The organism is Rothia sp. HMSC062F03 (assembly GCF_001836905.1).
GTDB classification, from domain to species: domain Bacteria; phylum Actinomycetota; class Actinomycetes; order Actinomycetales; family Micrococcaceae; genus Rothia; species Rothia mucilaginosa_A.
In genome coordinates this window covers 56,527-64,093 of record NZ_KV830898.1, presented here as the reverse complement: position 1 = coordinate 64,093, position 7,567 = coordinate 56,527, and the positions used below count along the sequence as shown (strand labels likewise).

Genomic DNA, 7,567 nt, shown 5'->3' with positions numbered 1-7,567 from the left:
GACGCGTCCCACATCAACCCACCACACACGCACCAGCAACGGATCACTGGTCGCCTGCGGAGTCACCTCCATCATCTGCCACGGGCCACCATCCACACGGAAACGAGCCGTGTAGTGCACGGTCGCGTACGCGTGGAAGTTACCCGAACGCTTGTAGGCGTAGCTGGTATCCGTCTGCCTCGGACGCTCACGAGGGTAGGTGGTGACCGGTTTGCCTGCGGTGTAGTTGGTATCTGTATCACCATTGCCGTACTCGATGACATAGGAGGAGGGCATGAGCTCAATTTCGACGTGTCCGGCGAGCATGTCTGCTTCGAGGCGGTAGGGGCCTCCGTCATCGACGTAGAAGTTGATCTGATCGCCCTTGTAGACGTTGGGGTCGCCTTCTGCTCGGCCAGTGCCTGCGGGGTTGTTATAGGACTGATGCAGGGTCGGCTTACCTGGTTCTAGCGACTTTGCAGCGTGGCGGATTTCCTCCATGACTTCTTCGTAGGTCGGGCCGGTGGGACCTGGGCTGTCGGCACTGGTGAGGGTGCGGGTATTGTTGGGAATGCAACTAGCAGAGGAAGGGCTTCGAGGACTTCCGTGATCTACAGGAATGCCAGATTCAAGCGACATATTTGTGAACTTGAATGTTCCTATTCTTCCGTCTTTGGTTGTGCATGACATAATATTGGGATTTTCGTTGGCGTAGGTAACTTTTACGCCATTTCCCTGATTTACTGTGGAATAAGTATATTGTTGCTGAATTTCCTGGTCAGCGACACCAGAATTTCCGTGTCCATCGTGATGTCCATCGGTTCCTCGTCGCGTAGTCGATTTTTTGACTTCGACTTGACATACCTTAGCGGAAGTTTCAGAGCAGGAGGTAGTAACAACATATGCGTTAGCTCCCGATACGCATTCTAAAACGGGTAAGAGAGCAATAGCAGCAGTGTAAGTGACTTTTCGTAAAGTACGCATATTAGTCATCTACCTGTTCGCAGCCAACAATCTTCCAGGAAGAATCGGAGTACTTAAACTCAAACTTCCACGTATCGTTATCCTTCTGGATATTGACGTCTCTGTGCCACTCGCCAGTAGGCTCCACAAGAGTTATATAATTCCACTCGCGATATGCCTTCCAAAAATAGGTTTCCCCATCCTCAGACCACGGATTTCCATCAGCAACATAGTTGTCAATGCCATCAATAATCCAACCACCGCGCTTATACAAATCCTCAAAGCTCTTATACCCTTCCAGTTCCTCCGTAAAATCGCTGGAAATATACTTTCGGGATTCCGTAAAATCGCCTACCTGAATTCCATAATTAGTCCATTTAACCCAAGCGTCCATCGTCTTACGGATACCTTCAACAGACTTCTCACGGTAGCCCTCTTCAGGAGCATTAGGTTTAGGGACGTTCTGGGCAGGACCGTAGCCGTCAGCTTTACGGTATTCACCGTCGGGGGCTTTGGATTGTCCAGAGTAGCCGCGGACAGTAGACGGGGTAGCGCTTGCCGAAGGCGACTCAGACGCTGCCGCGGAAGCCGAAGGCGACTCGCTCGGCACGGCAGATGCGGTGGCTGCCGCCTCGTTATTTGCCTGCTGGCCACATGCCGCCAGCAGGCCGGTCAGGCTGAATAGTGCGCCACCGCTCAGCAGCGCACGGCGGGTCAAAACGGATTCAGGTCCCATTAGGGGTGCTCCAATCGTCGGTGATGGTGTGTATATGTACTAGTCGAGAAGCTTTCTTTAGATACATCAACGTATCCAAAAGCGACCAGACGAGGTTTCCTACGCTATCAATGCACCGGCGCATCACTATGAGTCCCAGAACCACCCTACAGGAAATTTAGCCATGTTTGCACTCTTTTGCGGTTTATGACAGTCAAAAAACCGCAATACATTATTTTCGCTATCAAACAACATTTGCCTACCGCAACGATGCCTATACTCTTACGGCAACGAAGCCACTTCTGTCAGGCCATCGCACCGTCAAAATGCAGGACCCTACTCCCCCGGCGGCTCCGCCGCATCCCGGCTCAGACGGCGAGCGCGTACATGTCGCGGAGGGCGTCTTCTGCCTCGTCGAAGGCGTATCCGCTCTGGCAGAGAGCATCGCAGCGGTTACCGTAGCAGAGGCCGGCGAGGAACTCGCGGTCGGTGACTTCGGGCAGGTGTTCCATGAGGTATTCGCCGTTGTCAGTGAAGAAGTCGTCGATGTTGGCGGCGTCCTGACCGGAGCAGAAGGTGCGGAAGTCTTCATCGCTGTAGTAGCCATCCGTGTACATGGGTTTCTCCTTTGGTCGTTCGATGGAGGAATGAGAACGCGTCATTGTTCTCTACCACCAAGGTACGGGGCACCCCTGACAAGATAAGGGGATGCACCACCCCGCGCCGAAGAAAATACACAAAAAATATTGTGCGACGAGGGATGTTCTGGAGGCGCACTCCCCCTGCCAAACTCCCCCGCCGCGCGGAAGATTAGGTGCGGACGGGCTTGCCTCCTGTGTGCCGTTGCCCCGCCTCCCATACACCGGACGGAAAATTCGGTCATGGGTTACGGACTTCGACCATGGGTTAGTGACTTTGGGCTGGGGTTTTAACCATTGCCAAAGACGCTAAGTCATTACCAAAAATCGGCACCGGGCAGAGGAGCTGCCCAGCAGCGTAGATCCGTGCCGATACCGGCCCTCCCCCATAAACGGCGAGAAGCCACATGTGTTTCGAGAGGCCACCAAAGAAGTGGCTTTTCGAAACACATGTGGCTTCTGGGCGGATTACCTCTAGGCGGGGTATTACCGCCGATTACCTCTAACTACGGCAAATAACCGCGGGTTAGTTTCCGCCGAGGAACGGCATGAAGCGGACAATGTGCTTCTCCAGCTTCTGCTTCACGCGCTTCGCCTTGGTTGCTGCGTCCTCGGTTTTCGCACCGCCGAGCTTGCCGCCGAAGAGCGAGATCTTGCCCTTGACCAGACGGCTGATCTTGCCGGGGATGGTACGGCGGTTTTCCTTGAGTGCACGGTTGACGACGCGCTGGGTCTCTGCGGAGTCCAGCTCTTCGTCCTTCACGATGGTGTCTTCTTCGCGGGTGCGGCGGTCGGTCACGTAGTGGTGGAAGTGTTCCTGCACGTCGTGGTCTTCGGACTCGTTCAGGTAGGTGTCGAAGTAGTCCTCGATGATATCGCCGCTTTCGCGCAGGTCGGCGTCGTTACGAATTGCGAGGCGCACGCGGTCGCGGAAGTGCTCCACGCTGTCCTGCGCGGTTTCGGAGGTGCCGCTCTCCCCTGCCGCCTTGCCGTGGCGTGCGGCGCGGGCTGCCTTGACGAGCTCCAGGATGTAGAGCACACCGACTTCCTGCTGCCTGACCAGTTCGGTCAGGAAGGATACGCGGTCAAACAGGTCAACTCCGGTCGGCTTTTCTTCGCCGTCGCCCTCGCTGTCGGCGCCTTCTTTCGCTTCTTCCTGTTCGCGGCGCAGTTCGCGGGCTTCTTCGTAGATGTCGTTGTAGACACCGGTGTAGCCCTGCATGTCGTAGTCGCTGATGAGTTCGTTGCCGCCGTCGCGGATGAACTCGTCGTGCACGCGCAGTTCCTGCTGCAGTTCAAGCACCTTGTTCATGACCTCGATGTAGCGGGCCTTGTCTTCGGTGGTGTCCACGGTGATGGATCCGCCCTCGTCGATGGGGAATTCTTCGCGCAGTTCAGATACGGCCTTATCGTATGCGGCGTAGGCTTCCTTGTAGGATCGGGTGAACGCGATGTCGAGGGCGGACTGGCCGCTGCTGTTTTCGGTGTCGCCGAAGAGGGTGAAGGCGTCCTTGGTGGCCTGTTCGAGGTCGCGGAAGCACACGATGTTGCCGGAGGGCTTGAGCGAGTTGAGGATTCGGTTGGTGCGGCTGTATGCCTGCACCAGGCCGTGCATCTTCAGGTTCTTGTCGACCCAGAGGGTGTTGACGGTCTTGGAGTCGAAGCCGGTCAGGAACATATTCACGACAATGAGCAGGTCGAGTTCGCGTACCTTCATGCGGCGGGAGACGTCCTTGTAGTAGTTGTCGAAGGAGTCGCCGTCGGTGCTGAAGTTGGTGCCGAACATGGTGTTGTAGTCTTCGAGGAAGCCGTCCATGCGGCTGCCGGTGCCTTCGGTAGCGAAGGTGAAGTTTTCTTCTTCGCCAAAGGTGTCGAAGAGCTGCCCGCCGTTGCCCTGCGAGTAGATGATGGCGACCTTGAGCTTCTGTTCGGGGCGCAGGGTACCGTCTGCGATGCGCTCTTCTTGCAGGGTATTGAGGGTGTCGTAGTAGGTACAGGCGGCCTCGATGGAGGAGGTTGCCAGGATTGAGTTGAAGCCGCGCACGCGCTGTACGTAGTGTTCGGTGACGCCGTTGATGGTGCGGGTCTTTTTGATGTCGTAGCTGGTGGCTGCGCTCTGGTTGGTTTTGCGGTCGTAGTTGTCCAGGATGTAGGTGGCTACGGCTTCGATACGTTCGGGGCTTTCGAGTACTTCCTTGCTCTTTGCGAACTTTTCGAGTTCCTTCGCGTCGGGGGTTTCGGCGCGTTCGGCGGCAATTTCTTCTGCGTAGGAGGTTTCTTCGAGTTCGGCGAAGTGGGGGCTGGTGTTGGTGTATTCCAGGTGGAATTTCAGCACGTTCTTGTCGTTGATGGCGTCAACGACGGTGTAGGTGTGCAGGCAGTCGCCGAAGACTTCGACGGTGGTGGTGCCGGGGCCGCCTGCGGAGTTCTTTTCGAAGATGGGGGTGCCGGTGAACCCGAACATGCTGTACTTCTTGAAGTGCTTCTTGATGGCGGTGTTCATGCGGCCGAACTGGGAGCGGTGGCATTCGTCGAAGATGATGGCTACGCGCTGGCCGTAGACGGGGTGTTCGGAGTCGGCGGTGATGAGGTTGGACAGCTTGTGGATGGTGGTGACCACGATGTTGGTTCCGCGGTCGGCGAGGCGTTCGCTGAGTTCGCGGGTGCTGCCGGTGGAGCTGACGGAGTCTGCCTGGAAGTTGTTGTATTCGAGCATGGTCTGGTAGTCGAGGTCTTTGCGGTCCACGACGAAGATGACCTTGTCGACGAGCCCGGTTTCTGCCAGGCGGCGTGCGGTCTTGAAGCTGGTGAGGGTCTTGCCGCTGCCGGTGGTGTGCCAGATGTAGCCGCCGGCTTCTTTGGTGCCGAGGAGTTTGGGGTTGTTGTTGGCGATTTCGACGCGCTTAATGATTTTTTCGGTTGCCGCGATCTGGTAGGGGCGCATGACGAGCAGGTCCTGGCCTACGGTGAAGATGCAGTAGCGGGTCAGGACGTTTGCGAGGGTGTGGCGGGTGAGGAAGGTGCGCGCGAAGAGGATTAGGTCGTTGATTCGATTGTTCTGTTCGTCTGACCAGTAGCTGGTGAAGTCGAAGCTCTTGCCTGCGGAGCCGCCGGAGTCGGTCTTACGGCCGGCTTTCTGCTGGTCTTCGACGTGCTTGTGGCGCACGGTGTTGGAGTAGTACTTGGTTTCGAAGCCGTTGCTGATGACGAAGATCTGGGCGTATTCGAAGAGGCGGTGCTGGTCCTGCTGGAAGCCTTCGTTCTGGTAGCGTTCGATCTGGTTGAAGGCTTCGCGGATGCTCACGTTGCGCTTCTTGAGTTCGATGTGTACGAGGGGCAGGCCGTTGACGAGGATGGTCACGTCGTAGCGGTTGAGTACTTTGCCGTTGGGGGCGGGTACGCGGTACTGGTTGATGACCTGCATGTGGTTGCGTGCGGGGTAGGCGGCGTCGATGAGCATGATGTTGCGCAGGGTGCCGTCTTCGAGGCGGAAGTCGATGAAGCGTTCTTCCTGGATGAGCTTTGCTTTTTCGAGGATGCCGTCGTTGGATCGGGCGATGTGTTCGGTGAGTAGGCGGTTGAATTCTTCGTCGGTGAAGTGGAAGCCGCTGTTGGGGCCGTAGGCGCCTTCTTCGGGGCGGGTGTTGAGGCGTTCGAGCTGTTCACGCAGGTTGCGGATGAGTGCGGCTTCGTCGGTGAGGCGCGGCAGGTAGTCGTAGCCCTGGGTTTTGAGGGTTTCGATGAGTTCGGATTCGAGCTGCGCTTCGCTCTGGTGCTCACGCTTATTTTTGTGCTGGGCCTTCCATTCCTTGTAGAGGCCAGTTCCCTTGAGCTTGGCAATGACGGTGAAGTCGTCTGAGCTGAGGATGCTTTCGGTGCGTCCTTCGGTGGGGCGGGGGTGGTTGGGTACGGTTTCCACGGGGTGCTCCTTTGCGTAGGGGTTGAGTGTGTGGATGGTTGGGCTCGGGGTTGGTGAGCTCGGCCAGTTGAGTTTGGCCTGTTGAGTGTGGTTGAGGTATGTGGTTGAAGTCTAGCGGCCCGTGCAGGGGTGGTGGGTGACCACTACCCCTGCACGGGGTTCGCGCGTGATGCGCAGTTTGATGCGCGGCTGGCTACTGGTTTTCGCCCTTGCGGGGGAAGGTGAGTAGCTGGTCGCGGTAGTACTCGTACTGGCTGCGACGCGCGGCGAGCTCTGCGGGTAGACCCTCGGAGAGGCTGCTGGTTAGGGCGTCGAAGCGGTCGAGAATATCGACAATGCGCTGCTGCTCTTCCAGAGAGGGAACAGGGACAAGCAATTCATCAGTATCTTTGACGGCAAGCTGAGGGAGCTTCACAGACTTTCCTCGCGCAAGTTCATGCAGGGAATAGGCCTGAGTCAAAAGATAGTAATAAATAAACTTCTGTTCCACGAGATTGGAGGTCAGAGAATACGACCAGAGCTCATTTTTATGAGTAAATCTACCCTCGTAGTATTCAAATCCGATATGACCCCTAGATTTCACAATGATTGCAGGACCTTCCAAAATTCCCTTGTCAGGAATGAATGATGAATCCGTATCTACAAATGTAGAACCAGCTGCAAAGATTCTGACGTCCTTATTACCGGGTTCAAGAGTCCTCATCTTCGATGCAGTGATAGCAATTCCCTTGTTACGGGTTCCCAGAGAACCCAGAGGAACGCGGGGGCAGTCGAGGGCTTCGAAGAGTGAGTTACGGTAGTACCCGTATTGCAGAGTACGCGCTTCCAGCTCCGCTTCCAGCTCCGCTTCCAGGTTCGTGAATTTGTCGAGAATTTCAACAATCGCTTCCTGAATCTCCAGCGGCGGAACAGGAACCTCGATATTCGAATACTTAGAAATCCACTGTCGAGCATGGTCAGACGAGTTATACACAATGCACTGCATCGCATAATAGACATACTTAAAAAGTGAATTATTTCCACTCTTCAAAGTCAGCATCTTCATAGCACTCGACTTAGCTTTAAACGGGAATTCAACCCATTTAAAGGCAGTCGTAAAGTCATCAAAAATAATGACAGGCTCTTCCTTAGATGCAGGGTAAATGCCCTCGGTCTCATTCGTATAACCGAGAATAAACGTTTTACCCGCAGTCAGCACCGGCGTAGGGTACGAGTCGTCATAGTCCTTAGACGACACAAGGTACTTCGTCGGCTGCTCATAGCCAAGGAGCTCACCCAGCGGGCGGTACTCCACCCCGTCCGGGCAGAGCTCAGCCACCAGGCGGTCAATATAATTCGTCACTTCCGCCACGA

General features: G+C 55.8%; 4 protein-coding genes and 1 pseudogene. All 5 read right to left on the bottom strand.

The genetic code is table 11. From position 1 onward, the window contains the following. A pseudogene (locus HMPREF2674_RS07870) lies at positions 1–480 on the bottom strand (peptide ABC transporter ATPase); the annotation flags it as partial. Between the two features lie 484 nt (positions 481–964). Further along, positions 965–1,678 carry a DUF6318 family protein gene (locus HMPREF2674_RS07865; protein ID WP_070825366.1) on the bottom strand — a complete coding sequence of 238 codons (714 nt, stop codon included), beginning with the start codon at positions 1,676–1,678 and terminating at the stop codon, positions 965–967. A gap of 347 nt (positions 1,679–2,025) precedes the next feature. Beyond that, complete coding sequence (locus tag HMPREF2674_RS07860; RefSeq protein WP_070825365.1) at positions 2,026–2,274, bottom strand: hypothetical protein; 249 nt, start codon at positions 2,272–2,274, stop codon at positions 2,026–2,028. A 547-nt stretch (positions 2,275–2,821) separates the two neighbouring features. Beyond that, positions 2,822–6,214 carry a type I restriction endonuclease subunit R, EcoR124 family gene (locus tag HMPREF2674_RS07855; protein ID WP_070825364.1) on the bottom strand — a complete coding sequence of 1,131 codons (3,393 nt, stop codon included), beginning with the start codon at positions 6,212–6,214 and terminating at the stop codon, positions 2,822–2,824. Between the two features lie 193 nt (positions 6,215–6,407). Continuing rightward, entirely contained in the window at positions 6,408–7,565 is a 1,158-nt protein-coding gene (locus tag HMPREF2674_RS07850) for a restriction endonuclease subunit S (protein ID WP_084824464.1), read from the bottom strand. Positions 7,566–7,567: the final 2 nt, after the last annotated feature.